The following is a 24257-nucleotide window of genomic DNA, read 5'->3' as shown; positions in this document are numbered from 1 at the left end:
GGAGCAGTGGCAGATGGTGGCATCCGGTGGTGACCGGGGGTTCGACTACGACGTGATCGTGGTCGGGTCCGGTTTCGGGGGTTCGGTCTCCGCGCTGAGGCTGACCGAGAAGGGCTACCGGGTCGCCGTCCTGGAGGCCGGGCGCCGATTCGAGCGCGACGAACTGCCGAGGAACTCCTGGGACCTGCCCAACTACCTGTGGGCGCCGAAGCTCGGCCTGTACGGCATCCAGCGCATCCACCTGCTGGCCAACGTGCTGATCCTGGCCGGCGCCGGGGTCGGCGGCGGCTCGCTGAACTACGCCAACACCCTGTACGTGCCGCCGAAGCCCTTCTTCGAGGACCGCCAGTGGCGCCACATCACCGACTGGCAGGAGGAGTTGGCGCCGTTCTACGACCAGGCGAAGCGGATGCTGGGCGTCCGGCTCAACCCGACGGTCACCCCGTCCGACGTGCACCTCAAGGCCGCCGCCGAGCGGATGGGTGTCGGGGAGACCTTCCACCTGGCGCCGGTCGGCGTCTTCTTCGGCGACGGTGGGGACGCGGACGGCGAGGCCAGGACGGCGCCGGGCGCCGAGATCGCCGACCCGTACTTCGGCGGCGCCGGTCCGGCCCGCCGGGCCTGCGTCGAGTGCGGCGAGTGCATGACCGGCTGCCGGCACGGCGCCAAGAACATGCTCACCGAGAACTACCTGTACCTGGCCGAGCGCGGCGGCGCCGAGATCCACCCGCTCACCACGGTGGCCCGGATCCGCGAGTGGGGCGAGGGCTACGCGGTGGACGTCCGGCGGACCGACGCCCGTTCCACCACCGACCCGGTCAAGGCCGGGGCGCGGACCCTCACCGCCGCCCGGGTGGTGGTCGCGGCCGGCACCTACGGCACCCAGAACCTGCTGCACCGGATGCGGGCGGGCGGGCACCTGCCGCGGATCTCCGCCCGGCTCGGCGAGCTGACCCGGACCAACTCCGAGGCGCTGGTGGGCGCGCAGACCACCGACCGGCGCTACGGCGCCCGCGCGGACTTCACCAAGGGCGTCGCGATCACCTCCTCGATCCACCCGGACGAGAACACCCACATCGAGCCGGTCCGCTACGGCAAGGGCTCCAACGCGATGGGCGCGCTGTCGATCGCCCAGGTCAGGGGCGGCGGGAAGCTGCCGCGCTGGCTGCGCTACCTCGGCACCTCGGTCACGCACCCGGTGACCTTCGCCCGCTCGATGAACCAGCACCGCTGGTCCGAGAAGACGATCATCGGCCTGGTGATGCAGTCCCTGGACAACTCGATCACCGTGTCGCTGAAGGAGAAGGGCCTCGGCAAGGGCAAACTCACCTCCCACCAGGGGCACGGCGCACCCAACCCGACCTGGATCCCGGCCGCCGAGCGGGGCGCCAGGGCGCTCGCGGACGAGATCAACGGCTTCGCCGGCAGCAGCGCCGGCGAGATCTTCGACATCCCGATGACCGCGCACTTCCTCGGCGGCTGCCCGATCGGCGACTCCCCGGAGACCGGTGTCGTCGACCCCTACCACCGCCTCTACGGACACCCCGGGATCAGTGTGGTGGACGGATCGGCCGTCTCCGCCAACCTCGGCGTCAACCCCTCGCTGACCATCACCGCGCAGGCCGAGCGGGCCATGTCCATGTGGCCGAACAAGGGCGAGGAGGACACCCGTCCGGCGCCCGGCGAGGCGTACCGCCGGACCGGGCCGGTCGCCCCCGCCGACCCGGCGGTGCCGGCCGGTGCCTTCGGCGCGCTGCGGCTGCCGCTGCTGGCGGTGCCGGAGGTGCCCAAGAGGCGCGGGTAGCCCCGGGTAGTTCGACCGCGGCGCGACCAGCGACGTGACCCGCGGCGCGGTCAACCCGCGCCGCGCCGAAGCCGGTTGACAGCCGTCCGTGACCGGTGGGAGAAAAGGGCTCCCTGGGGGGACCAGGAGTTCGTTCGGACGGGGGACACGGTCCATGGCCATCTGCGCATCCTGCGGTGCGACTTCGGCGGAGGGGGCGCTCGCCTGCGCCTCCTGCGGCCTGCCGTCGGCGCCGCCGCTCCTGCCGCCCGCCCCGCCGCCACCGCCGCCACCGGGTCTGCCCGCCCCGGTGCCGCCGGGCCCGCCGGGCCCGGCTGCTGCCCCGCCGCCGGTGCCGGACCTGCCTCCGCCGTTCCTGCCTCCGGCGCCGCCCGGTGCTCCCGCTCCGGGCGGAACCTGGGGGTCGGGGCGGCCGTACGACCCGGCCGCGGGCCGGTCCGTCGCGCTCGGCCGGGTGGTCGGCGCGGACTGGCGCCCGGCGCTCCGCGCGGTGGTCGCGCCGACCCTCGTCCTGCTGGTCGTCGCGCTGCTCGTGGCGGTCCCCGACGGGTACGCGGTCCCTGCTCCGATCGGCACCCCGGACTTCGGCGGGCGGTTCGGGGTGGCGCTCGCGATGGCGCTCTCCGCGCTCGGCGCGCCGTTCCGGCTGGGGCTCGGCAGCGGTGGCAGCGCCACCGACGAGACCACGGTCCGGGCCGTGCCGATGACGGTCACCGCGCTCTGGCTGTTCACGCTCTGGCTCGGCCTGCGTGCCGGGGCGAACCGCCGCCAGCGCCTCACCGGAGAGCAGTGGACCCGCCGACAGGCGGCCGGCGAGGCACTGCGCACCGCGGTCGTGGCGGCGGTCGCCACCCTGCTGCTCGGCCTGGTCGCCGGTGCTTCGTGGTCCCCGTGGCTGTCCGGCGGCTACGAGGCGGCCGACGGTCCGGGCGACGTGTTCGACGGCCGGCTCTCCAACACGGCGGCGGCCGGCTGGCCGGAGGCGGTCGGCTGGACGCTGCTGTCCGCCGGACTGCTCGCCTTCGCGGTCCACGGGACGGACGCGTTGCGCTGGGCGGCCTGGCGCAACCGTGCGGTGCGGGGCTGGGCGGTCGCCGGGCTGGCGGCTGCCCGGGCGCTGGTGCTCACGGTCGGCCTCGCGGCGGCGGTGGGCTTCGTCCTGATCGCCGTCGAGGGCGAGGGCCTCATGACCGGTTCGGCGGTGGCCTTCCTGCCCAACGTCGGTCTGGTGCTGCTCGGGGTGGGCTCGGGGGCGAGCTTCCGGACGTCCCGCGAGAGCCCGGCCGGCGACTCGGACTGGTACCGGGGGCGGAGCGACGCCGACGAGTTCTCGTTCTTCGACCTCCAGGGCGAGAGCGCGGACTGGCGCTGGACGGGGCTGCTCGCGCTGTCCGCCGCGTTGGTGCTCGGCTGGACGGCGTACCGGCGCCGGCTCGACGCGGCCGACCGGCTCCGGCTGGCTGCGGTGTACGCGGCGGGGCTCAGCCTGCTGATGCTGGTGTCCGGGGTGCTGGTCTCGTCGGGGTCCACCGCCCGCTACCTCGGTACGGTCCGGGAGGTCGGGTACGAGTACGGCGTCGCCCTGGTGCCGGGCACCCTGCTGGTGGCCAACGCGGTCTGGGCGGCGATCGGGGCGTTGGCGGTGCCGCTCGTGCTGGCCGCGGCGCGGGGCCGCTCGGCGCAGGGCGGTCCGTACGGCGCGGTGCCGGCGCAGGCCGGGCCGGGCGCGGTCGGCTTCGGGGCGTTCGGTCCGGAGTCGGCCCCGGAGCCGTTCGTCCCCGGGCCGACCGACGGGTCCGGGCCGTCCGGGCCGGACAAGGCGTCCGGCGCGTCCGGTGCGTGGCCGGGGGTGAGCGAGGTGATCGGGTCGTCCGGGGAACCGGCGTCGCGCCGCTCCGGGCCGGGGGCCGGACCGGCACCGGGCGCAGACTCCCCGGTCGACCCGAGCGTCTGGCGCGACCAGCCGTAGTGATTCAGGGGCGTGCGCCACGCTGGCGCACGCCCCTGCTGCCCGTGCCGCCCCCACCGCCCCTGCCCGGACAGGGCAAAGGGCCCCGCGGGGGAACGGGGCCCTTTGTCGTTCAGCACGCGGCGTCAGGGCTGCGCCGGTGCTGGGGTGACGGCGCCGGGGGAGGAGCGCCGTCGGTCGGATGGCTGTCGGGTAGGGCGGCGCCGCCGCTCCGGCGAAGGGTGGGCCGGTGCACGGGGCGCACGCGGTCCGCGGCGGTGGGCCTCCGGCATGCCTGAGCCGGGCCCTCGCTCACGGAGCGTGAGGTGATAATCGTTGCCACCAGGGTCGCGGCGGCACCGGGACGGCGCCCCTCGGGCGGCTTTGCAGCCGCCGGGGGAAGCTCTTCCAAGCAGCATCGTGCTGGACGGAGGGCTTGCTCTGCAACCGATTCGGCATGATTCGGTCCAGCGCGCTTCCGGCGGGGCCCGATGGCCGGGGCAAGCCCGGGGCAGCAGTGGCGGGCCCGGGGGCGTACAGGCCGGGCGGCAGCGATGATCACGGTGAGTAGTGAGACTCGGGCGGAGCGCACGGGGACGCGCGTAGCGGCGTGGGACGGTGAACGAAGTGCGCCGGGATCGCGCCGGGGTGCGGCGGTCGGACCCCGGGCGTCCCCGGTGGCCGACCGCCCCACCTCCTTGGTCCAGTCGCGGCCGGGGTCGCTGTCCCCTGCTGGCCGGCCGCAGCACCCGCGCACGGTCCCACGGCGCGTCACGTCCGGCCGGAGGCCGGTTCCGCGACGGCGCCACGTGCGCCGGTGGACTGGGTTGAGCTCCACGCGTGGTCCTGCAAGCCCGTACGGCGGCGCCCCTGGCCGGGGCGGAGGCGGCGCGCCTGGCGGGCGCGGCGCGGTCGTACGGTCGCCAGGAGAAACGAACCGGCACCGGCGCGGTCACGGCCGCGAGGGCGGGCAGACGAGTGAAACGCGGGTGGCCGGTAGACTCGACGGCAGACCCCCGCCCGTCGCCCGCGGCCACCCCTCCGGAGGACGCGCCGCGTGCGACACCTTTCGTACCGCTGCCGGAAGGCCGTCTGTGTCCCCTGCTACTCCCGTCCAGTCCGTGCCTGAGACCGACACCGTCCTGGTGGTCGACTTCGGTGCTCAGTACGCCCAGCTCATCGCCCGCCGCGTGCGTGAGGCCCGGGTCTACAGCGAGATCGTGCCGAGCAGCATGCCGGTCGCCGAGATGCTCGCCAAGAACCCGAAGGCGATCATCCTCTCCGGTGGTCCCTCGTCGGTCTACGCGGAGGGCGCGCCGCAGCTCGACCGCGCGATCTTCGAGGCCGGCGTCCCGGTCTTCGGCATGTGCTACGGCTTCCAGCTGATGGCCAAGACGCTCGGCGGCACCGTCGACAACAGCGGCGCCCGCGAGTACGGCCGCACCCCGCTGACCGTCTCCCGCACCGGCTCGACCCTCTTCGAGGGCGTCCCGGCGGAGCACTCGGTGTGGATGTCGCACGGCGACGCCTGCTCCGCCGCCCCCGAGGGCTTCACCGTCACCGCGTCCACCGACGTGGTGCCGGTCGCGGCCTTCGAGAACGACGAGGCCCGCCTCTACGGCGTCCAGTACCACCCCGAGGTGCTGCACTCCGACCACGGTCAGCAGATCCTGGAGCACTTCCTCTACCGCGGCGCCGGCATCGCGCCGAACTGGACCACCGGCAACGTGGTCGAGGAGCAGGTCGCGCTGATCCGCGCCCAGGTCGGCGACAAGCGCGCCATCTGCGGCCTCTCCGGCGGCGTGGACTCGGCGGTCGCGGCTGCCCTGGTCAACAAGGCCATCGGCGACCAGCTCACCTGCGTCTACGTCGACCACGGCCTGATGCGCAAGGGCGAGACCGAGCAGGTCGAGAAGGACTTCGTCGCCGCCACCGGCGTGCAGCTGAAGGTCGTCGACGCGCAGGAGCGCTTCCTGGCCGCGCTGAAGGGCGTCAGCGACCCGGAGGAGAAGCGCAAGATCATCGGCCGGGAGTTCATCCGGGTCTTCGAGCAGGCCCAGGCCGAGATCATCGCCGAGGCCGGCGAGCAGGGCGCGTCGGTCGACTTCCTGGTCCAGGGCACCCTGTACCCGGACGTGGTGGAGTCCGGCGGCGGCACCGGCACCGCCAACATCAAGTCCCACCACAACGTCGGCGGCCTGCCCGAGGACCTGCAGTTCCAGCTGGTCGAGCCGCTGCGCAAGCTGTTCAAGGACGAGGTCCGGATGGTCGGCCAGGAGCTCGGCCTGCCGGAGGAGATCGTCCAGCGCCAGCCGTTCCCCGGCCCCGGCCTGGGTATCCGGATCGTCGGCGAGGTCACCCGGGACCGCCTGGACCTGCTCCGCGAGGCCGACTCGATCGCCCGCGAGGAGCTGACCGCGGCCGGCCTGGACCGTCAGATCTGGCAGTGCCCCGTGGTCCTGCTCGCGGACGTCCGCAGCGTCGGCGTCCAGGGTGACGGCCGCACCTACGGTCACCCGATCGTGCTGCGCCCGGTCTCGTCCGAGGACGCGATGACCGCCGACTGGTCGCGCCTGCCGTACGACGTGCTGGCGAAGATCTCGACCCGGATCACCAACGAGGTCCCCGACGTCAACCGCGTGGTGCTGGACTGCACCAGCAAGCCGCCGGGCACCATCGAGTGGGAGTAGGCACTCCCGCCCGGTCCCGGACGGACCGGTCCTGAACGGCCGCGCCGCCGTTCCCGTACCAGGGGAACGGCGGCGCGGCCGTTCGCGGTGGACCGGGTGCCCACCGGGTGGGACCTCCCACCGAAAGCGCTCACGACCGGGCAGAATGCGTCCGGACCTGTCAGGCGGTGGCGGGCCGGCGAGGGAAGGTGTGGGGAATGACGGAGGCCAGCAGCTCCGCGGCGGCCGGTCAGGCGGCGGCCGGCGCGGGAACGGCCGGTTCGACTCCGGACGGCACCGGCAGCGGCCCGGGAGGCACCGGCCCGGGAAGCGGCGGCACCGGCGGTACCCGCCTGGGCGGCGGAACCGGCCGGACGGCCGGGTGGAAGGCGGCCGGCTCGCGGCTGGCGCTGCTGCCGCTGCGGATCTTCCTCGGCGTCACCTTCGTCTACGCGGCGCTCGACAAGCTCTCCGACACCCACTACCTGGCCGGTTCCGGCGACCCGGCCTCCTTCGTCTCGCAGACGGCGCTCGCCAAGGGCTCCAGCCCGATCTCCTTCCTGCTCGGCCCGGCCCTGGACCACCCCACCCTGTTCGGCCTGCTGGTCGCCTTCGGTGAGCTGGCGGTCGGCCTGGGCACCCTGGTCGGCCTCTGGGGCCGCCTCGCCGCGGCCGGCGGCGCCGCGCTCAGCCTGAGTCTCTGGCTCACCGTCAGCTGGAACGTCTCGCCGTACTACCTCGGCAACGACCTCGTCTACCTGATGGCCTGGACCCCGCTGGTGCTGGCCGGCACCCCGTACCTCTCGGTGGACGGTTACCTCGCCCGGCGGGCCGCCCGGGACCGCTCCCGCGGCCTGTCCGAGGACCACGTCCGGCGGCGGGCCCTGGTGGACGGCGGGATCGCGGCCGTCGCCATGGGCGGCGCCGGGCTGCTCACCGGCTCGCTGACCGCCACCTTCGGGCGGGACGGGGCGGCGGGGAAGCCGAAGCAGTCCGCCGCGCCCGCGTCCGCCGCACCGCCCGTCACGGTGGACGCCGCGAGCGTTCCGGTCGGCGGCTCGGCCCAGGTCAAGGACCCGTCCAGCGGCGACGCGCTCTTCGTGGTCCAGCCCAAGGCGGGCCAGTACTGCGCCCTCTCCTCGGTCTGCACGCACTCCGGCTGCGCGGTCGACGCCCCGAAGAACGGGCAGCTGTACTGCCCCTGCCACGGCTCCCGGTTCGACGCGGCGACCGGTGCGGTGCTCAACGGCCCGGCCACCAAGCCGCTGCCGAAGTACCGGGTGACCAAGGAGGGCGAGAAGCTCCACCTCGGACCGCTGGAGAGCTGAGCCCCCTCCCCGGGGCCCCCGGGGCCCGGGGGCGGGCCCGGATGGCCTACTTTCCCTCGGTGTCCGGCCGGGAGCGGCGGACCGCCGCCGCCACCGCCCCGGCCAGGCCGCCGAGGCCCAGCACGATGAAGGTCACCGGGATGACGATGCGGCCGTTGACCGAGACGTCGTTGACCGCCGCCACCAGGTAGAGCACCGCGATCACGGTGAACAGCCCTCCTGCGATCAGGGAGAACAGGTCGAGCTGGTGCTTCCTCACGACTGGACCACCTTGATGTCGCCGAGCCCGACCATCAGCGTGAGGTCGAGCGTGCCCTTGGATGCCTGGCCGTTCGCCGGGTGCAGCAGGTAGCTGCGGGAACCGCGTTCGCTGCTGGTCTCGGCGCCCGGCACCTTGACGTCGACCAGTCCCACCTCGGTCCGCATCGTCACCGTGACGTTCGGCGGCACCACCACGGTCAGGTCACCGGCACCGAGCTCCACGGTGGTGCTCAGGGTGCCGCCGGCCGGGTCGAGGGCGCTCAGGTCCAGCCGCAGCGAGCCGAGTCCCAGGGTGTACTTCTGCTCCAGTTCGTCCGCCGAGGCGACCGCCCAGGTGCGGTCGCCGAGCAGGTTCTGCACCGAGACCGACGAGTGGCCGACGGCGGTGAGCGCCACGGTGAGCAGCAGGCCCGGCACCACCAGCCTGCGGGCCCGGCCGAACTTGGCGCCGACCAGCAGGGTCAGCCCGATCACCAGCAGCGCGGTGGCCAGCACGGTGCCGGTCAGCAGGGCGGCTCCGCCGTCGGCGGAGGCCGACCAGACGGCGCTGGCCGCACCCACCGCCAGCAGCAGGCCGATCAGTCCGAGGGGGGATCGTTCCCGCCGGTGCACCGTCACCGGCGGGGGCGGCACGGCCGGGCCGCCCTCCTTGCGCAGCGGGTCGCCCTGCGGGAGGTCGGTCCGCTGCCACCACGGCTGGGCGGGCGTCCCGGGCGGCGGGGTCGCCCCGCCGTACGGCGGGGCGGGGGCGGCTCCGCCGTACGGGTTGCGCTCGGGGTGGCGCGGGTCCCACAGGTAGCCGGTCGGACCGGTGGGAGGGGTGTCCGCCGGGACGGTCCCGGCGGCCCGGTCCCGGGCGTGCCGCTCGCGCGCCTCCTGGTCCTCGGCCTCGTGCGGCCGGCGGTGGTCCGCGCCGGTGGCCGGCTCGGGCTCGGGGAAGTACCGGTCGTACGGTCCGCCGTGCGACCCGTGGCCGTCGGGACCGCCGTGGCCGTGACCCCCGTGACCGCCGAGGCCGTGCCGGCGGCGGCGGCCGCGGATCCGGCCGCCGCGGCGGCGCTCCGGGTCGTAGCGGACGGCCAGGAAGACCAGCCCGGCGAGCAGCAGCAGCGGGAAGAGCTGGTCGCCGTCGCCCATCGAGGAGAAGAAGACGCCGGTGCCGATCACGGTCAGCAGCACCGCGCCGACCGACTGGCCGTCCACCCGGCCCGTGAGCACCCGCTGGAGCTCTGTGCGGCCGGAGCGGCTGCCGCCCTTGCCGTCCGCGACCGGCTCGGTCGGGACGATCAGCCAGGCGAGCCCGTACAGGAAGAGACCGAGACCGCCGGAGAGGCAGAGCACGACCGTGACGACGCGGAAGACCACCGGGTCGATGTCCAGGTGCCGGCCCAGACCGCCGCAGACGCCGGCCACCACGCGGTGGTGCTCGGTCCGGTTCAGCGGCGGACGGTCCGGGGCCGGCGGGGCGCTCGGCCCGGCCTCCTCGATCTCCTCGGTACGGGGGTCTTCGGTCATAGCCACCATCCTGGTGGGTGCCGGAGCCGCGCCCAACCGGTGCGAGCCCTGTCCGGACCCTGACTTGTCCCTGAGAAGGGTCAGGGGTCCACCCTGATGCGTCCGGGCGGACCCGCGTGGAACGATCGGTGCCGTGGCAGCACCCGGTTCCGATCCCCGTCCCCTCACCCCCGACGCCCCGCCGACGGGGGGCGTCGACCCGGCCGTGCCCGGCGACGGGCGGCGGCCGTACCGCCGGCTGTACCGCAGCCCGCAGGGGCGGATGCTCGGCGGGGTCGCGCACGGGCTGGCGGTGCACCTCGGACTGCCCGTCAGCTGGGTGCGGGTCGCCTTCGTGCTGCTCTTCTTCGCGCAGGGGGTCGGCGGGCTGCTGTACGCGGCGTTCTGGTTCGTGGTGCCGATCGGCATCGGCGAACCGGCGCAGCGCGGCGGGACGCACTGGGTGTACGTGAACGGCGTGTTCGTGCCGGCCGCTTCCTGGGCGGGGGACGGCACGGCCGGGACGGAGCTGAGCAAGGGCGGCCGGCGCGGAGGATGGATCGGCCGGCTGCGCGAGGTGCTGCAGCACGCCCTGCAGGGCGAGCCCGCCGGGGTGGCGGGCGGCGCGGCCCCTGCGGCCCCCGCAGCCTCTGCGGCCTCTGCGGCGGAGGACGGTGCGGCGACCGGCTCGCAGCGGCAGGGCGGGCTGGGCCAGCTCGCCGCGCTGGTGATGCTGGTGATCGGCGTGATCGCCCTGCTCAACGCGCTCAACGTGCAGACCGCCAAGCCCTACACCTGGCCGCTGCTGGCGATCGGCGTCGGTGTGGCGCTGGTCTGGCGGCAGGCCGACGACTCGCGCTGGCAGCGCTGGTTCGGGCTGGAGGAGGGGGACCGGCGGCGCGGCGCCTACACCCGGGTCGGCGCCGGCGTGCTGCTGGTGGTGGCGGGCACCATCGCCTTCCTGGCCACCCAGGGCAGCGGCTCGACGATCGGTTCGGTGGTCGAGGCCTCGCTCGCGGTGCTGGCCGGTGTGCTGGTACTGGTCGGCCCGTACGCGCTGAGGATGTGGCAGGACCTCGGGGCCGAGCGGACCGCCCGCATCCGCGCCCAGGAGCGGGCCGAGATCGCCGCGCACGTGCACGACTCGGTGCTGCACACCCTGACCCTGATCCAGCGTCGGGCCGAGGACCCCAAAGAGGTGCTGCGGCTCGCGCGGGCCCAGGAACGCGAACTGCGGCTCTGGCTCTACCGGCCGGAGGCGGCGGCCGAGGCGGCGCCGGACACCATGGCGGAGTCCCTGCGCGCGGTGGTCGCCGAGGTCGAGGACCGCCACGGCGTCCCCGTCGAGCTGGTGATCGTCGGCGACTGCCCGATGGACGACCGGATCGCGGCACAGATGCAGGCCGCGAGGGAGGCGACCGTCAACGCGGCCAAGTACGGTGGCGGGGGACCGGTCCAGGTCTACGCCGAGGTCGAGGGGAGGACGGTGATGGTGTTCGTCCGCGACCACGGTCCCGGCTTCGATCCCGATACGGTGCCGGAGGACCGGATGGGCGTACGCGAGTCGATCCTCGGCCGGATGAAGCGCAACGGCGGCACCGCACGGGTGCGGCCCGCGCCGGACGGCGGCACCGAGGTCGAGCTGGAGATGGAGAGGTCGGATGACTGAGGCAGCGTCGGCGGGGATTCCCCCCGCCGGGGAACCGGGGAGGACCGCGAGGGTCGTGCTGGTCGACGACCACCGGATGTTCCGGACGGGGGTCCGGGCGGAGATCGGGCGCACCGAGACGACCGGCATCGACGTGGTCGGCGAGGCGGACGACGTGGAGTCGGCGGTCCGGGTGGTCGCCGAGACGCGGCCCGACGTGGTGCTGCTCGACGTCCACCTGCCCGGCGGCGGCGGGGTCGAGGTGCTGCGCCGCTCGGCCGGGCTGATGGGCGAGCAGGGGGGCGTGAAGTTCCTGGCGCTCTCGGTCTCGGACGCGGCCGAGGACGTGATCGGCGTGATCCGCGGCGGTGCGCGCGGCTATGTGACCAAGACCATCACCGGGACCGACCTGGTCAACGCGATCTTCCGGATCGCCGACGGCGACGCGGTCTTCTCGCCGCGGCTGGCCGGGTTCGTGCTGGACGCCTTCGCCGCGACCGACACCCCGCCGGTGGACGAGGACCTGGACCGGCTGACCCAGCGCGAGCGGGAGGTGCTGCGGCTGATCGCGCGCGGATACGCGTACAAGGAGATCGCCAAGCAGCTGTTCATCTCGGTGAAGACGGTGGAGAGCCACGTCTCGGCGGTGCTGCGCAAGCTCCAGCTGAGCAACCGGCACGAGCTGACCCGGTGGGCCACGGCGCGTCGACTGGTCTGACCGCCCGCCCGCAGCCCGCCCGGTCCACAGCGACCGGGCGGGTCTGTCGGTGGGTGGCCATAGACTCGGAGTGCCATGAATAGCCTCTTTGACGACCTTCCGCTCCCCGGTTTCGAGGCCCCCGCCGCCGGGTCGAAGCAGCCCGCGCCGCCCACCGCCGAGGAGCCGCCGGCGTACGAGGACGACGCCCCGTACGACGCCTACGAGGAGGCGATCCCGGACGGACTGTTCCGGACCGCGGCCTTCAGCGAGCCGGGGAGCGACGCCGAGGCCGATCGCGACGCCTGGTACCGCAACGGCGCCGCCCGGCCGGTGATCGACCCGGTGAAGCTGCTGGACGGGATGAACGACCCGCAGCGCGAGGCGGTCGTGCACGCCGGTTCGCCGCTGCTGATCGTGGCCGGCGCCGGCTCCGGCAAGACCCGGGTGCTCACCCACCGGATCGCCCACCTGCTGGGCGCGCGCGGGGTGCAGCCGGGCGAGATCCTGGCGATCACCTTCACCAACAAGGCGGCCGGCGAGATGCGCGAGCGCGTCGAGCAGCTGGTCGGCCCGCGGGCCCGGGCGATGTGGGTCTCCACCTTCCACAGCGCCTGCGTGCGGATCCTGCGCCGGGAGTCCAAGTTGCTCGGCTTCACCTCGTCGTTCTCGATCTACGACTCGGCGGACTCCCAGCGGCTGATGGCCCTGGTCTGCCGGGACCTCGACCTGGACCCGAAGCAGTTCCCGCCGAAGTCCTTCACCTCGAAGATCAGCAACCTCAAGAACGAGCTGATCGACGAGGAGACCTACGCGGACCAGGCCGCCAACCCGACGGAGAAGAAGCTCGCCGAGGCGTACTTCCTCTACCAGCGGCGGCTGCGCGAGGCCAACGCCCTCGACTTCGACGACATCATCATGACGACGGTGAACCTGCTCCAGGCCTTCCCCGACGTCGCGGAGCACTACCGGCGGCGGTTCCGGCACATCCTGGTCGACGAGTACCAGGACACCAACCACGCCCAGTACATGCTGGTCCGCGAGCTGAGCGGGGGCGCCGCCGCGGCCGCGCCGAAGCGCACCGTCGACGGGGACTTCGTGAACCCGGCGGCCGGACGGCTCGCCGAGGTGGAGCCCGCCGAGCTGTGCGTGGTCGGTGACGCGGACCAGTCGATCTACGCCTTCCGCGGCGCGACGATCCGCAACATCCTCCAGTTCGAGGAGGACTACCCGAACGCCACCACGATCCTGCTGGAGCAGAACTACCGCTCCACCCAGACCATCCTGAGCGCCGCCAACGCCGTCATCGAGCGGAACACCAGCCGGCGCGAGAAGAAGCTCTGGACGGCCGGCGAGCACGGCGAGAAGGTCGTCGGCTACGTCGCGGACGACGAGCACGGCGAGGCCCAGTTCATCGCCGACGAGATCGACCGGCTCACCGACGCCGGCGACGCCAAGCCCGGCGACGTCGCGATCTTCTACCGGACCAACGCGCAGTCCCGCGTCTTCGAGGAGGTGTTCATCCGCGTCGGCCTGCCGTACAAGGTGGTCGGCGGGGTGCGCTTCTACGAGCGCAAGGAGGTCAAGGACGTCCTGGCCTACCTGCGGGTGCTGTCCAACCCCGAGGACACCGTGCCGCTGCGCCGGATCCTCAACGTGCCCAAGCGCGGGATCGGCGACCGCGCCGAGGCGATGATCGACGCGCTGGCCGCGCGCGAGCGGATCTCGTTCGCCCAGGCGCTGCTCCGGGTCGACGAGGCCTACGGGCTGGCGGCCCGCTCGGCGAACGCGGTCAAGAAGTTCAACGCCCTGCTGGCCGGACTCCGGCAGGTCGTCGAGTCCGGCGCCGGCCCGGCGGCCGTCCTGGAGGCGGTGCTGGAGGAGACCGGCTACCTGGCCGAGCTGCAGTCCTCGACCGACCCGCAGGACGAGACCCGGGTGGAGAACCTCCAGGAGCTGGCGTCCGTCGCCCTGGAGTACGAGCAGGACCCGGGCGAGCGGCCGGACGCCGGGGAGGACGGTACGCCGCCGGTCGGCTCGCTGCCCGACTTCCTGGAGCGGGTCGCGCTGGTCGCCGACTCCGACCAGATCCCGGACGAGGACGACGAGGGGCGGGGCGTCATCACGATGATGACCCTGCACACCGCCAAGGGCCTGGAGTTCCCGGTGGTCTTCCTGACCGGCATGGAGGACGGCATCTTCCCGCACATGCGGGCGCTCAACCAGGTCAAGGAGCTGGAGGAGGAGCGGCGCCTCGCGTACGTCGGGCTGACCAGGGCGCGGCAGCGGCTCTACCTGACCAGGTCGGTGCTGCGCAGCGCCTGGGGGCAGCCCGCGTACAACCCGGCGTCGCGGTTCCTGGAGGAGATCCCGGAGCCCCTGGTGGAGTGGAAGCGCCGGGGGGCGGCGTCGGCGCCGGCCTCGCGCGGGTACTCCTCGGGGTCGTCCTGGGGCGGCTCCGCGTCGGGCGGCTCCTCGCGCGGCGGATCGTCGCGCGGGTCGGCGACGGCCTCGCCGAAGGCGGGCTGGGGGCAGTCGGCGCGGCGCACCGGCGGGGCGGTCGAGCGTGAGGTGGTGGGGCTGGCGGTCGGCGACCGGGTCACCCACGACACGTTCGGGCTGGGCACGGTGGTGGCCACCACGGGGGTCGGCGACAAGGCGCAGGCGACCGTGGACTTCGGTACGGAGGGGCGCAAGCAGCTGCTGCTGCGGTACGCGCCGGTGGAGAAGCTCTAGGTCTGCCCGTCCGGGGCCCGCTCGGGGCTCGTACGGCCCGCGCCGATCGGTGGTCGGCGCGGGCCGGGCGCGGGCCCGGCCCGGCCGGTGCCGGGCTCAGCGCGGGTCGACGCCCTGGGCGAGGAACCAGGGCAGCGGGTCGACGGGCGCGCCGCCGCCGGCCGGGCGGATCTCGAAGTGCAGGTGCGGGCCGGTGCTGTTGCCGCTGTTGCCGACGAAGGCGATGACGTCGCCCGCCTTCACGGTGCCCTTGCGGATCTTGTACGAGCGGAGGTGGCAGTACCAGGCCTCGGTGCCGTCGGCCATCTTGAGTATCGACATGTAGCCGTACGACGGGTTCCACAGCGTGCGGATGGTGCCGTCGGTGACGGCCAGGACCTGGCTGCCGCCGTCCACCGGGAAGTCGATGCCGGTGTGGCGCTTGGCCCAGTGGGTGCCGGCCGCGCCGAACACCTCGCCGAGGCCGGCCTGGGTCACCGGAAGGGAGACCTTGGGACGCTCCGGCGGCTTCGGGGCCTCGGCGGCGACCGCCTGCGCGGCGGTGTCGGGGGTGCCCTGGGCGCCGGAGAGCGGCTGCCGGGCGTCGCCGCGGGAGGCCTGGGCGGCGTCCCCGGCGGCGAGGGCCTGCTGTGCGGCCTGTGCGGCCTGTGCGGCCGACTCCTGCGACGCCGGGCCCGAGGAGCCGGCGGCGGCCTCCTCCGACGGCCGGCCGGCTGCCTGGGCACGCTGCTGGTCGGCCTCGCCCTGGACGGAGATCGCGGCAGCCGCGGCCACACCGAGCGCGGCCACCGAGGGCAGCGCGACCCGGAGCAGTGCGGTCCGGGTGGCGGCCTTGGCGGCGTCGCGGCGCTGGGCGCGCGACTGCTCGCGGGCCGCCACGCGCAGTTCCGCACGGGTGGGGCGGGCGGCTGCTTCGGGAACCATCGCGGGCTGTCTCCTCGGTGGGCCTCGGGCGCGTCGTCGGGCGAGGGGAAAACAGCCGAGACTGTAGCCGGAAGTCCGACATCCGGACAAAAGTCCGGATGTCAAGAGGCTGCGGGTGTGCGGTTGTGGGGTACATCAGAGAGTGGGACCGGAAGCGGTCGGGCCCCGGCAGCCTGTGATTTTCCCCTCCTCTTGAGGGGCGGTCGGGCCAACCGGGGCGCGTGACGCTAACCTCCCCTCAGATTGGTTATTGCGCGTTAACCTCGCCCGTGCCCACAAGGTCCGGTGGGGTGGTGGACGACGAGGTCCAGGAGGCAGTGATGGGTGTGTCAGGACCGATCCGCGTGGTGGTCGCCAAGCCGGGGCTGGACGGCCACGACCGCGGCGCCAAGGTCATCGCGCGCGCCCTGCGCGACGCCGGTATGGAGGTCATCTACACCGGGCTGCACCAGACACCGGAGCAGGTGGTCGACACCGCGATCCAGGAGGACGCGGACGGCATCGGGCTCTCGATCCTCTCCGGGGCGCACATGACGCTCTGCGCGCGGGTGCTGGAGCTGCTGAAGGAGCGCGACGCGGAGGACATCAAGGTCTTCTGCGGCGGGATCATCCCGGACGAGGACATCGTCGAGCTCAAGGCGATGGGCGTCGCCGACATCTTCACCCCGGGCACGCCGACCACTGACGTCGTCGCCTGGGTCACGGCCAACCTCCGGGCCGCCGGCTAGCCGGCTCCCGCCTCCCGGCCGGCTCCCGGACGGGCGCCGATCCTCGAAGGGCCGCCACGGGCGCTGGAAGCCGCCGCGCCTCTGCCCGTGGCGGCCCTTCGGCGTCCGCGCCGGGTGCGTCCGCCGGGAGCCACGCCGCCGGACCGGGGCGGCTCCCGCCCGTCAGGCGGCGTCCACGGGCACGGCCAGCTCGGCGAGCATCGCCTCGCGGAAGCGCAGGGTGCCGGCCAACCGGGCGAAGGTCTCGCCCCAGGCGGTGCCGGGCGCGGCGTCGGTGGCCAGTGCCTCGACGGCGTCGGCGGTCCGGGGGGAGAGCGCGCGCTCGGTCATGCCGAGCACCCCGCTGTGGCTCCACGGGTAGGCGCCGGACGCGGCGGCCCGGGCCAGTGCGGCCACCACGGCGGTGGAGAGCGGCGGCGTCCACGGGGTCGCGCAGGCACCGAGCAGTTGGAAGGCCTCGCCCAGGCCGTGCGCCTCGATGAAGGCGGCCGTCCAGGCGGCCCGTTCGGCGGGCGGGAGCACGGCGAGCAGCTTGGCGGGGGCGCCGGTGGTGCGGGCGCTCCGTGCGGTCCGGCCGGGACCGGGCAAGGGGGAGGGCGCGGGGCCGAGCAGCGCGCGCGCCCAGTCGGCGTCCTGCTGGCGGACGGCGGCCCGGGCCCAGGCTTCGCGCAGGTCGTCGGCCCAGGTGCTGCTGGTCTCGTCGATGGAGTCGCCGACCCGCAGGGTGAGCAGCCGGGCGGGCGCCAGGCCGGTGTGCCCCGGCCAGACGGCGAGCGGCGCGGCGGCGATCACCTCGCCGAACCACCAGGCCCGTTCGCCGCGCCCGGTGGGCGACTGGGGCGGTATGCCGTCGCGCTGCATGGCCGCGTCGCACTCGGCGGGCGGGGTGACCAGCAGGTGGGTGCCGTGCTCGGAGAGGTGGACGGCGGCGCGGGCGCGCTCGGCCATCCGGGCGGCGAGCGCGGAGCCGGGGAGCGTGGAGAGCAGCTCGGCGGCGGTGGCCCGGACGTTCTTGCTGCGGTCGCCGAGCGCCGCCTCCAGGAAGGGTTCGTCGGCGGGCGAGAGGCCCTCCTGGAGGGCGTCCAGGAACAGCAGCCGGTCCTCGGCGCGCTCGGTGGGCCAGGTGCTCCGCAGCAGGGCGAGGCCGGCGGCCGGCTCCCGGCGGCGGAGCAGGGTCAGATGGGTGACGCGCTCGGCGAACAGTCCCTCGTGCCAGAGGTGGTCGTCCCCGGTGGCCGGGCCGGGGCTCTCCGGCGCCCCGGCGGCGGTGCGCAGGACGAACCGCCAGTCCGGATTGAGGCCGGCGAGCCAGCGGCCGAGCGGGCCGGCCAGCGCGACCACGTCGGGGCGCAGCTCGCTGCGGGCCCGGGCGGCGTCCAGCAGGGCGGGGACGGTGGCGGCGGGCGGGCGGAAGCCGCGGGCGCGGGCGGTGGCCAGCCACTGCGGGAGCAGCTCGCCGAGGTTGGCGAGGACGCCGCCGCCGGTGCTGCGGCTGGAGAGCAGCAGGGCGAGGCGGCGGGCGGCCGGGGCCGGCAGTTCGGGGCGGCCGTCCTCGGGGGCGGGTGCTGCGGGCGGCCCGGCGGCGGGGGTGGGGAGCGCACCGGCGCGGCGGCGGACCGTCTCCAGCGCGGCGAGTTCGAGCAGCGCGGCGGCCGGGTCGGTGCGGTCGACCTCGTGGGCGTACGGGGCGGACTGGTCCGGCGCGGGGAGCGGGCGCCGGTCGGTGCCGAGCAGGGCGGCGGTGTGCAGGGACTCCCAGGGGTCGGGCACGGGGGCTCCTCCGGTGAGGCGGTCGGTCGACATCAGGCGGTGGTGAGGCCGATCGGGCGGCCGTCCGGGCCCCAGGCGGTGACGGGGGCGAAGCCGCGGTGGCCGTACTCGCCGAAGACGGTGAGCGGGCGGCCGGTGGAGACGGCGGCGAGACGCCAGAGGGCGGCCTCCGGGGTGGCGGCGCGGTGGACCGGGAGGGTGTGCCGTCCGTCGGTGAGGTGCCAGCCTTCGGGGGAGAGGACGGGGACGACCTCGGTGAGGGTGGTCGGCCAGGCGTCCAGCCAGGGGTCGTCGGCGACGGCGGTGCCGTAGCCGGCGACGGCCTCGGCGACGGTCAGACCGGTCGGCGGGCCGTCGGGGGCGGCCTCGGGGGCGCCGTACCGGGTGCCGAGGGCGGCCCGCAGCGGGCGGGCGCCGGGGTGGAAGGCCAGCTCGGCCTCGACCAGCCGGCCGGTGGGCAGGGCGAGGTCGGGGGCCTGACCGGGGCGGCCGAAGGCGAGCAGCAGGGCGGGCCGGCCGGTCTTGGCGCCGCGCAGCCAGAGCCGCCGGGTGGTGAGCCGGTCGTCGGAGCCCCCCTCCATCGGGGACGTCCGGCTGCCGAGGACCAGCCAGCGGTCGCGGACGGTGGGGCCGGCCAGCAGGTCGGCGGCGTCCGTGGTGTAGCCGAGCCTGGCGCGGACGGTGGCGGCGAGCGGCGCGGGCAGTTCGTCGACCCGGGTGGCGGCGGTGGCGAGCAGGTGGAGCATGGCGTATTCCTCCAGGAGGCCGTGGGGCGGGGCGGAGTCGAGCTCGCGGACACGGGTGGCCAGACCGGGTGCCTGGGCGTCCACCATGCGCGCGGCGACCTCCTCCCAGGGGCCGGCGGCGGACTGGTCGGCCAGGCCGTGCCGGACCCGGTCGGCCAGCCGCAGCCGCAGGTCGGCGGCGCCTGCCGCGACGCGGGCGGAGCGCTTCTCGGCGCGTCGGCGGGCGGCGGCCGGGTCGGCGGGGCTCTCGGCCTTCACGGCGGGCCGCTCGGCGCGGTCCTGGCGGTCCTTCAGCCACTCGGCGGCCCAGTCGGCGGGTTCGGCGGCGGCTGGCACGGCGTCGGGGGCGGAGCTCCAGAGCAGGAGGAGACCGAGCGCGTGCTTGCACGGGAACTTCCGGCTCGGGCAGCTGCACCGGTAGGCGGGTGTGGCGAGTTCGACGACCGTCCGGTACGGCGTGCTGCCGCTGCCCCGGCACTCGCCCCAGACCGCGTCACCGTCGGTGCCCGTGGCCGACCAGGGTGCGGGCGCCGAGAGCTTGCCCGCAGCCTTCTTCGAGGTGGCGTCGGGCGCCAGGGACAGGACGTGTTCGGTGCTCCAGCGATCCTCCATGCCGACGACGGTAGGCGGGGGGACTGACAGTCGGGCGGCCCGAACTGAGGTCCGGTCAGGATTGTCAGTGGTCCGGTGCAGGGTGGTTCCCACAGGCCGGGACGCCGACCTGGCTCCCCCCGACGACTCGCCGCCCCGCCACCCGTGTGCCCGGCGGCCGACCCGAAGGAGTCCCGATGACCGACGTCACGACCGACGTCCTGCGGCAGCACGCCGAGGACGCCTTCGCCGCCGAGCTGGCCGCGCTGGCCGGGCAGGACGACCGTCCGCGTCCGGAGCGCTGGAGCCTGTCGCCGTGGGCGGTCGCCACCTACCTGTTGGGCGGCGAACTCCCGGACGGCACCGTGATCACGCCCAAGTACATCGGCCCGCGCCGGGTGGTCGAGGTCGCCGTCACGACGCTGGCGACCGACCGGGCGCTGCTGCTGCTCGGTGTGCCCGGCACCGCCAAGACCTGGGTGTCCGAGCACCTCGCCGCGGCGATCAGCGGTGACTCCACCCTGCTGGTCCAGGGCACCGCCGGTACCCCGGAGGAGGCCGTCCGGTACGGCTGGAACTACGCGCAGCTGCTCACCAACGGGCCCAGCCGGGAGGCGCTCGTGCCCTCGCCGCTGATGCGGGCGATGGCGGACGGGAAGATCGCCCGGGTCGAGGAACTGACCCGCATTCCGGCGGACGTCCAGGACAGTCTGATCACCATCCTGTCGGAGAAGACGCTGCCGATCCCGGAGCTGGGCTCGGAGACGCAGGCCGTCCGGGGCTTCAACCTGATCGCCACCGCCAACGACCGGGACCGGGGCGTGAACGAGCTGTCGAGCGCCCTGCGCCGCCGCTTCAACACCGTGGTGCTGCCGCTGCCGGGGTCGCTGGAGGAAGAGGTCGACATCGTCACCCGCCGGGTCGAGCAGCTCGGCCGCTCCCTGCAGCTGCCCGAACTGCCGGGCGGTGCCGAGGAGATCAGGCGCGTGGTGACCGTGTTCCGGGAGCTGCGGGCCGGGATCACCGCCGACGGCCGGACCAAGGTGAAGACGCCCAGCGGCACCCTCTCCACGGCCGAGGCGATCTCGGTGGTCACCAACGGCCTGGCACTCGCCGCCCACTTCGGCGACGGCGTGCTCCGGGCCGGCGACGTCGCCGCCGGCGTGATCGGTGCCGTGGTCCGCGACCCCGTCGCCGACCAGGTGGTCTGGCGCGAGTACGTCGAGGGCGTGGTCCGCGAGCGGGACGGCTGGAAGGACTTCTACCGCGCCGCCCGCGAGAACGCCCGCTGACCAGTACGACCGGAACCCATCGGGAGGGAGGGCGCGATGAGCGCAGAGGTGACGCTGCTCGGCGTACGGCACCACGGGCCGGGCTCGGCCCGCGCGGTGGCCGCCGCGCTGGAACTGCTGCGGCCGGACGCGGTGCTGGTCGAGGGCCCGCCGGAGGCCGATCCGATCCTCGGACTGGCCGCCGACAAGGAGATGGTGCCGCCGGTCGCCCTGCTGGCCCACGCGGCGGACGACCCGGCCCGGGCGGCGTTCTGGCCGTACGCCGCGTTCTCGCCGGAGTGGGTGGCGATCCGGTACGCGGCCGAACTCGGCGTCCCGGTGCGCTTCATCGACCTGCCGGCCGCCTACGGCTTCGCCGACTCCGAGCCCTCGGAGCCCCCGGAGCCCCCCGAGGGCGGCGCGGACGGAGACGCGGACGGGGGCGTCGCGGAGGCGGACCCCGGTCTCCGGCGCGACCCGATCGCCAGGCTGGCCGAGGCGGCCGGCCACGACGACCCGGAGCGCTGGTGGGAGGACGTCGTCGAGCACCGGCTGCCCGGCGCCGACGCCCTCGCGCCCTTCGAGGCCGTCGCCGAGGCGATGACGGCGCTGCGCGAGGACGGCGGCGGCGTCACCCGGCACGACGAACAGCGCGAGGCGCACATGCGCCAGCAGATCCGCGCCGCCCGCCGGGCCGGCCACCGGCGGATCGCCGTGGTCTGCGGGGCCTTCCACGTCCCCGCACTGGCCGTCATGCCCACCGTGGCGCACGACCGGGCGGTGCTCGCCGGACTGCCGAGGAAGGTCCGGACCGAGATCACCTGGGTGCCCTGGACGTACCGCCGGCTCTCCCAGCTCAGCGGCTACGGCGCCGGGATCGTCTCCCCGGGCTGGTACCACCACCTCTTCCGGGCCGAGGGCGACCCGCTGCCCGAGTGGCTCACCCGGGCCGCCGGTCTGCTCCGCGCCGAGGACCACCCGGTCTCCTCCGCCCACGTCATCGAGGCCGTCCGGCTGGCCCGCGCGCTCGCCGTCATGCGCGGCCGCCCGCTCGCCGGGCTCACCGAGGCGCTGGACGCCGTCCGGTCGGTGATGTGCGACGGCTCGGACGTCGCCCTGGCCCTGGTCCGGGACCGGCTGGTGATCGGCGACGCGCTCGGCGAGGTGCCCGACGGCGCGCCGGCCGTCCCGCTCCAGCGCGACCTCACCCGCTGGCAGCGCACGTTGCGGCTCAAGCCCGAGGCCGAGCCGCGCGAGCTGGACCTCGACCTGCGCAAGGAGAACGACGCGGCCCGCTCCCGGCTGCTGCACCGGCTCCGCCTGCTCGGCGTCGACTGGGGCGTACCGGCGCGGTCCGCGGTGGCCTCCACCGGGACGTTCCGGGAGAGCTGGCGACTCTGCTGGCAGCCCGAGTTCGCCGTCCGGATCGCCGAGGCCGCCCAGTGGGGCACCACCGTCGAACGGGCCGCCGCCGGCAAGGCGGTCGGCACCGCCCGCGCCGCCGTCGAACTCGCCGAACTCACCTCCCTGGTGGAGTCCTGCCTGGTGGCCGGGCTGGCTGACGCGCTGCCCGAGGTGATGCGGGTGCTCGCCGACTGCGCAGCCCTCGACACCGACGTCGTCCACCTCGCCCGCGCGCTGCCCGCCCTGGTCCGCGCGCTGCGCTACGGAGACGTCCGGGGCACCGACCACGGTGCGCTCGACGAGGTGGCCGGCGGGCTCGCCGACCGGATCTGCATCGGTCTGCCGCCCGCCTCCACCGGCCTGGAGGCGGCGGGCGCGGCACTGATGCGCGGCCACCTCGACGAGGTGCACGGCGCGATCGGCCTGCTGGACGAGGCCGGCGGCCTCGCCGACCGGTGGGCCGACACGCTGCGCGCGCTCGCCCGGCGCGAGCCGGCGGGCGGACCGGCCACCGGTGTCCCCGGCCTGCTCCGGGGGCGGGCCGTCCGGCTGCTGCTGGACGACGGCCGGCTCGACCCGGAGGAGGCAGGCCGGCGGCTCGGCCTGGTCCTCTCCGCCGCCGGCAGCCCGGCGGACGCGGCCGGTTGGATCGAGGGCTTCCTCACCGGCGGCGGCGCCCTGCTGCTCCACGACCCGCGCCTGCTGGGCCTGCTCGACGCCTGGCTGGCCGGCGTGTCGGTGGACACCTTCACCGACGTGCTGCCCCTGCTCCGCCGGACCTTCGCCACCCTGGAGACGGGCGTCCGCACCACCGTGGGCAGCCGGGTGGCGGCCGGACCGCTCGACGCCGAACCGGCCGGACCGGCCGACGGCACGGTCGAGCTGGACCCGGCCCGGGCGCAGGCGGCCCTGCCCGCGGTCGCCCTGCTGCTCGGCCTGGCTCCGGCCCCGGACCGCCCCGGCCACCGGCCGAGGATCCCCCGGCAGGCCGGGGCCCGCGACACCTGATCCGCGTTCGACCGCGAAGGAGCACCCGATGGCAGCCACCACCGCAGGCACCACCCCCGGTGCCACCCCCCTCGACGCCGACGAGCGGCTCCGCCGCTGGCGACTGGTCCTCGGCGGCGAGGCGGACGGCACCGGCCGGACCCTGCGCGGCCGGGACGCCGCGATCGACGGCGCGCTCGCCGCGCTCTACCGGGGCACCCCGGAGGAGGGCCGCGCCGTCGGCCGGACCGGCCGACGGGCCGCGGGCCTGGGCGGCTCGGCCCCCCAGGTGGCCCGCTGGCTGGGCGACATCCGGGAGTACTTCCCGGCCACCGTGGTCCAGCTGATGCAGCAGGACGCCATCACCCGGCTCGGGCTGGAGCAACTGCTGCTGGAGCCGGAGATGCTGGAGGCCGTCGAGCCGGACGTCCATCTGGTCGGCACCCTGCTCTCGCTCAAGCACGCGCTGCCCGAGACCACCCGCGAGACCGCCCGCGCGGTGGTCGGCAAGGTCGTCGCCCGGCTGGAGCGCCGGCTCGCCGACCGCACCCGGGCCACCCTCGGGGGCGCGCTGGACCGCAGCGCCAGGGTCAACCGGCCGCGCCACCGCGACATCGACTGGGACCGCACCGTCCGGGCCAACCTGAAGAACTACCTCCCCGAGTACGGCACCGTCGTCCCCGAGCGGCTGGTCGGCCACGCCCGGGCGCAGCGCGCGGTGAGGAAGGACGTCATCCTCTGCATCGACCAGTCCGGCTCCATGGCGCCTTCGGTGGTGCACTCGGCGGTCTTCGGCGCGGTGCTCGCCTCGATGAAGAGCCTCGACACCCGCCTGGTCGTCTTCGACACCTCGGTGGTCGACCTCACCGAGCAGCTGGCCGATCCGGTCGACGTGCTGTTCGCCACCCAGCTGGGCGGCGGCACCGACATCAACCGCGCGCTCGCCTACTGCCAGTCCAGGATCACCCGGCCGTCGGAGACGATCGTGGTGCTGATCAGCGACCTCTACGAGGGCGGCATCCGGGACGAGATGCTCAAGCGGGTCGCCGCGATGAAGGCGGCGGGGGTCCAGTTCATCGCGCTGCTGTCGCTGTCCGACGAGGGCGCGCCCGCCTACGACCACGCGCACGCCGCCGCCCTGGCCGCGCTGGGAGCCCCGGCCTTCGCCTGCACGCCCGACGTCTTCCCGGAGATCATGGCCGCGGCGATCGAGAAGCGCCCGGTCCCGGTCCCGGACCAGGGGGCGTGAAC

The 24257-nt window shown here is 75.0% G+C and carries 16 protein-coding genes; 11 read left to right on the top strand and 5 right to left on the bottom strand.

Features of this window, described 5'->3' with window-relative positions; translation table 11 throughout:
• Positions 1-13: 13 nt before the first annotated feature.
• The 4 genes from PUR61_RS42600 to PUR61_RS42585 all read left to right on the top strand — a co-directional run bounded on the left by PUR61_RS42600 (position 14) and on the right by PUR61_RS42585 (position 7749).
• Entirely contained in the window at positions 14-1804 is a 1791-nt protein-coding gene (locus PUR61_RS42600; protein WP_329885347.1) for a GMC family oxidoreductase, read from the top strand.
• Positions 1805-1958: 154 nt separating this feature from the next.
• The gene (locus tag PUR61_RS42595) at positions 1959-3773 is read left to right on the top strand and encodes a hypothetical protein (protein WP_329885346.1); all 1815 of its coding nucleotides are present in this window, start codon (positions 1959-1961) and stop codon (positions 3771-3773) included.
• Between the two features lie 1073 nt (positions 3774-4846).
• Positions 4847-6442 (top strand): glutamine-hydrolyzing GMP synthase, encoded by a 1596-nt coding sequence (guaA, locus tag PUR61_RS42590; protein ID WP_329885345.1) that lies wholly within the window; start codon positions 4847-4849, stop codon positions 6440-6442.
• A 197-nt stretch (positions 6443-6639) separates the two neighbouring features.
• Positions 6640-7749: a Rieske 2Fe-2S domain-containing protein gene (locus PUR61_RS42585; RefSeq protein WP_329885344.1), complete on the top strand. Its 1110-nt coding sequence runs from the start codon at positions 6640-6642 to the stop codon at positions 7747-7749.
• A gap of 46 nt (positions 7750-7795) precedes the next feature.
• Here the strand turns inward: PUR61_RS42585 and PUR61_RS42580 are convergent, their stop codons facing one another.
• Complete coding sequence (locus PUR61_RS42580) at positions 7796-8008, bottom strand: hypothetical protein (RefSeq protein WP_329885343.1); 213 nt, start codon at positions 8006-8008, stop codon at positions 7796-7798.
• Positions 8005-9525, bottom strand: coding sequence for a PspC domain-containing protein (locus PUR61_RS42575; RefSeq protein WP_329885342.1), 1521 nt, complete (start codon positions 9523-9525; stop codon positions 8005-8007). The genes PUR61_RS42580 and PUR61_RS42575 overlap by 4 nt, the downstream gene beginning before the upstream one ends.
• A gap of 205 nt (positions 9526-9730) precedes the next feature.
• On the opposite strand from PUR61_RS42575, the gene PUR61_RS42570 reads away from it, so the two are divergent.
• From PUR61_RS42570 to pcrA, 3 genes are all read left to right on the top strand, one after another.
• Positions 9731-11173 (top strand): ATP-binding protein, encoded by a 1443-nt coding sequence (locus tag PUR61_RS42570; protein WP_329885729.1) that lies wholly within the window; start codon positions 9731-9733, stop codon positions 11171-11173.
• Positions 11166-11870 carry a response regulator transcription factor gene (locus tag PUR61_RS42565; protein ID WP_329885341.1) on the top strand — a complete coding sequence of 235 codons (705 nt, stop codon included), beginning with the start codon at positions 11166-11168 and terminating at the stop codon, positions 11868-11870. The genes PUR61_RS42570 and PUR61_RS42565 overlap by 8 nt, the downstream gene beginning before the upstream one ends.
• A gap of 75 nt (positions 11871-11945) precedes the next feature.
• Positions 11946-14585: a DNA helicase PcrA gene (pcrA, locus tag PUR61_RS42560; protein WP_329885340.1), complete on the top strand. Its 2640-nt coding sequence runs from the start codon at positions 11946-11948 to the stop codon at positions 14583-14585.
• Between the two features lie 96 nt (positions 14586-14681).
• Here the strand turns inward: pcrA and PUR61_RS42555 are convergent, their stop codons facing one another.
• Positions 14682-15509, bottom strand: a complete 828-nt coding sequence (locus PUR61_RS42555) for a M23 family metallopeptidase (RefSeq protein ID WP_329885339.1) — start codon at positions 15507-15509, stop codon at positions 14682-14684.
• 320 nt (positions 15510-15829) lie between these two features.
• On the opposite strand from PUR61_RS42555, the gene PUR61_RS42550 reads away from it, so the two are divergent.
• Positions 15830-16237 (top strand): cobalamin B12-binding domain-containing protein, encoded by a 408-nt coding sequence (locus tag PUR61_RS42550; protein WP_329885338.1) that lies wholly within the window; start codon positions 15830-15832, stop codon positions 16235-16237.
• 162 nt (positions 16238-16399) lie between these two features.
• Here the strand turns inward: PUR61_RS42550 and PUR61_RS42545 are convergent, their stop codons facing one another.
• Both PUR61_RS42545 and PUR61_RS42540 read right to left on the bottom strand, forming a co-directional pair.
• Positions 16400-18040 carry a DUF5691 domain-containing protein gene (locus tag PUR61_RS42545; RefSeq protein ID WP_329885337.1) on the bottom strand — a complete coding sequence of 547 codons (1641 nt, stop codon included), beginning with the start codon at positions 18038-18040 and terminating at the stop codon, positions 16400-16402.
• Positions 18040-19365: an SWIM zinc finger family protein gene (locus tag PUR61_RS42540; RefSeq protein WP_329885336.1), complete on the bottom strand. Its 1326-nt coding sequence runs from the start codon at positions 19363-19365 to the stop codon at positions 18040-18042. Before PUR61_RS42540 ends, PUR61_RS42545 begins: the two co-directional genes overlap by 1 nt.
• Before the next feature lie 176 nt (positions 19366-19541).
• Here PUR61_RS42540 and PUR61_RS42535 point away from each other — a divergent pair, with 176 nt between their 5' ends.
• From PUR61_RS42535 to PUR61_RS42525, 3 genes are read left to right on the top strand one after another with little or no spacing between them, the layout of a single operon-like run.
• On the top strand, positions 19542-20636 hold the full coding sequence (locus PUR61_RS42535; RefSeq protein ID WP_329885335.1) for an ATP-binding protein: 1095 nt from the start codon (positions 19542-19544) through the stop codon (positions 20634-20636).
• Between the two features lie 36 nt (positions 20637-20672).
• Positions 20673-23027, top strand: a complete 2355-nt coding sequence (locus PUR61_RS42530) for a DUF5682 family protein (RefSeq protein WP_329885334.1) — start codon at positions 20673-20675, stop codon at positions 23025-23027.
• Between the two features lie 28 nt (positions 23028-23055).
• Positions 23056-24255 (top strand): VWA domain-containing protein, encoded by a 1200-nt coding sequence (locus tag PUR61_RS42525; protein WP_329885333.1) that lies wholly within the window; start codon positions 23056-23058, stop codon positions 24253-24255.
• Positions 24256-24257 lie beyond the last annotated feature (2 nt).

The sequence above is a fragment of the Streptomyces sp. BE20 genome (assembly GCF_036322525.1).
Classification (GTDB): domain Bacteria; phylum Actinomycetota; class Actinomycetes; order Streptomycetales; family Streptomycetaceae; genus Kitasatospora.
This window is presented reverse-complemented; position numbering and strand designations above follow the sequence as displayed.

Coding starts and splice junctions, on each gene's coding strand:
- PUR61_RS42600 (WP_329885347.1), top strand. CDS start 14: ATGGTGGCATCCGGTGGTGACCGGGGGTTCGACTACGACGTGATCGTG.
- PUR61_RS42595 (WP_329885346.1), top strand. CDS start 1,959: ATGGCCATCTGCGCATCCTGCGGTGCGACTTCGGCGGAGGGGGCGCTC.
- PUR61_RS42585 (WP_329885344.1), top strand. CDS start 6,640: ATGACGGAGGCCAGCAGCTCCGCGGCGGCCGGTCAGGCGGCGGCCGGC.
- PUR61_RS42575 (WP_329885342.1), bottom strand. CDS start 9,525: ATGACCGAAGACCCCCGTACCGAGGAGATCGAGGAGGCCGGGCCGAGC.
- PUR61_RS42565 (WP_329885341.1), top strand. CDS start 11,166: ATGACTGAGGCAGCGTCGGCGGGGATTCCCCCCGCCGGGGAACCGGGG.
- pcrA (WP_329885340.1), top strand. CDS start 11,946: ATGAATAGCCTCTTTGACGACCTTCCGCTCCCCGGTTTCGAGGCCCCC.
- PUR61_RS42555 (WP_329885339.1), bottom strand. CDS start 15,509: ATGGTTCCCGAAGCAGCCGCCCGCCCCACCCGTGCGGAACTGCGCGTG.
- PUR61_RS42550 (WP_329885338.1), top strand. CDS start 15,830: ATGGGTGTGTCAGGACCGATCCGCGTGGTGGTCGCCAAGCCGGGGCTG.
- PUR61_RS42545 (WP_329885337.1), bottom strand. CDS start 18,040: ATGTCGACCGACCGCCTCACCGGAGGAGCCCCCGTGCCCGACCCCTGG.
- PUR61_RS42540 (WP_329885336.1), bottom strand. CDS start 19,365: ATGGAGGATCGCTGGAGCACCGAACACGTCCTGTCCCTGGCGCCCGAC.
- PUR61_RS42535 (WP_329885335.1), top strand. CDS start 19,542: ATGACCGACGTCACGACCGACGTCCTGCGGCAGCACGCCGAGGACGCC.
- PUR61_RS42530 (WP_329885334.1), top strand. CDS start 20,673: ATGAGCGCAGAGGTGACGCTGCTCGGCGTACGGCACCACGGGCCGGGC.
- PUR61_RS42525 (WP_329885333.1), top strand. CDS start 23,056: ATGGCAGCCACCACCGCAGGCACCACCCCCGGTGCCACCCCCCTCGAC.